This is a genomic window from Collinsella sp. AM44-11 (assembly GCF_003467145.1).
GTDB lineage: Bacteria > Actinomycetota > Coriobacteriia > Coriobacteriales > Coriobacteriaceae > Collinsella.
In genome coordinates this window covers 225-2,393 of sequence record NZ_QSFE01000029.1, presented here as the reverse complement: position 1 = coordinate 2,393, position 2,169 = coordinate 225, and the positions used below count along the sequence as shown (strand labels likewise).

General features: G+C 56.4%; 1 protein-coding gene. It reads left to right on the top strand.

Annotated features, from left to right (window positions below):
- Positions 1-217 precede the first annotated feature (217 nt).
- Complete coding sequence (locus tag DW943_RS10260) at positions 218-1,912, top strand: phospho-sugar mutase (protein WP_117862975.1); 1,695 nt, start codon at positions 218-220, stop codon at positions 1,910-1,912.
- Positions 1,913-2,169: the final 257 nt, after the last annotated feature.

The following is a 2,169-nucleotide window of genomic DNA, read 5'->3' as shown; positions in this document are numbered from 1 at the left end:
GAAGAAGGGGGAGGCCTCGCGGCCTCCCCCTTTTTTGCGTTAAAAGGCGACATTCTCTATGTAATTAAATCAATCCAATCATCTACCGGTGAATATAAACGTTCACCGTTCTGTGGCCGGTTCTCTGTTCTCAATGGACTAATATTTGCTTTAGCGCGCTGATGCGCTTGTCCTGTTTTACACGGGTCGTTTTATTGATTGTGACGGAAGGACTCACATGGCAGATGTTCATGAGCTGCTTGATACTTGGATTGCCAATGTCAAGGACGAGGAGCTCCTCGCTGAGCTCAACACGATGAAGGAGCAGGGTGATGAGGACGCCATCACCGACGCTTTCTTCCAGGATCTCGCCTTCGGTACTGCCGGTCTTCGCGGCACTATCGGTGCAGGCACCAACCGTATGAATATCTATACGGTCGGTCGCGCGACGCAGGGTTTTGCTGACTATCTCAATGCGACCTTCGAGCATCCGACGGTTGCCATCGCTCGCGATAGCCGCAATAAGGGTGAACTGTTCGTTAAGACGACGGCTGCCATTCTTGCAGCAAACGGCGTGACTGCCCTCGTGTATCCTAAGATTTCTCCCGTGCCGACGCTTTCCTGGGCCGTCCGCGACCTTAAGTGCTCCGGTGGCATTTGCATGACCGCTAGTCATAACCCGGCACCGTATAACGGCTATAAGGCCTATGGCCCCGACGGCTGCCAGATCACCAGCGAGGCCGCCGATGCAATTTCTAAGGCTATTGCCGAGACCGATACGTTCACCGGTGTGAAGTCCGTGGACTTCGATGAGGCTCTTGAGCAGGGCCTGGTCAAATGGATCGATGACTCGTGTCTCGAGCGTTATTACGACGCCGTTCTCGCACGCGGCGTTACGAATCTTTCTGCCGAGGAGATTGCCGGCGCACCGCTCAAGCTTGTCTATACGCCGCTGAATGGTACCGGCCTCATTCCCGTCACCACGGTGCTCGAGCGCGCTGGCATCACTGATGTCACGGTTGTTCCCGAGCAGAAGGAACCTAACGGCGATTTCCCGACCTGCCCGTATCCTAACCCCGAGATCCGACAGGCCATGCAGAAGGGCATCGATCTCTGCGAGCAGGTTCACCCCGATCTGCTGCTTGCGACCGATCCCGACGCCGACCGTGTTGGCGTTGCCGTTAAGAATGGCGATGACTATCTGCTGCTGACCGGTAACGAGATGGGCGTCCTGCTGCTCGACTATATTTGCAAGACCCGTGCCGCCCGCGGCGAGGACCTCACTAAGAAGGTTGCCGTTACTACTATCGTTTCTTCCGCAATGGTTGACGCTCTGGCCGACGAGTACGGTTTTGAGCTCCGCCGCTGCCTGACGGGCTTCAAGTACATCGGTGACATCATTACCTCGCTTTCCGATGCCGGTGAAGTCGATCGCTTTATCTTCGGTTTTGAGGAGAGCTACGGTTATCTGGCTGGCGACCACGTGCGCGACAAGGACGCCGTGAGCACTTCGCTGCTGATTTGCCAGATGGCTCAGTATTACAAGCTGCAGGGTAAGAACCTCGCCGACGCGATGCACGAGCTGTACGAGAAGTATGGCTACTATCACAACAAGACGATTTCGCTGAGCTATCCGGGCGCTGAGGGTGCGGCAAAGATGGCCGGCATCATGGCCGGTCTGCTTGAGAACCCGCCCGCGGAGCTCGCCGGTTCCAAGATTGAGGCCGTCGTGGACTACAACACCTGCGTGAACGGCCTGCCGAAGGCTAATGTCATTGAGTTCGATCTCGAGGATGGCAACAAGGGTATCGTCCGTCCTTCCGGCACCGAGCCCAAGATCAAGCTGTATATCTTCGCCAAGGGCGCGGATGCCGCCGAGGCTGATGCAGCACTTGACGCGATTGAAGAGTCCGGTCGCAAGCTGCTGGCATAAGGTATTTAAGAGTCTATTACTGTAGATAGGCGAAAGAGGGGATCTCGGAAACGAGGTCCCCTCTTATATTTACCCAGCCAGCCGAGAGTCCTTATATGTGTAGGAAATGTGTACGCCCAGATTCCCGCCCCCGGGGGCCCTCCGGTCTGGCAATATATCTCCTTGCCGCGCGGCCCGGTCGGACCGGATCAGCCGCCAGGCGTGCACCTTGAGAACCGGATACTGCGAGGATGGACACATTCAGTGTCGCATCCGGG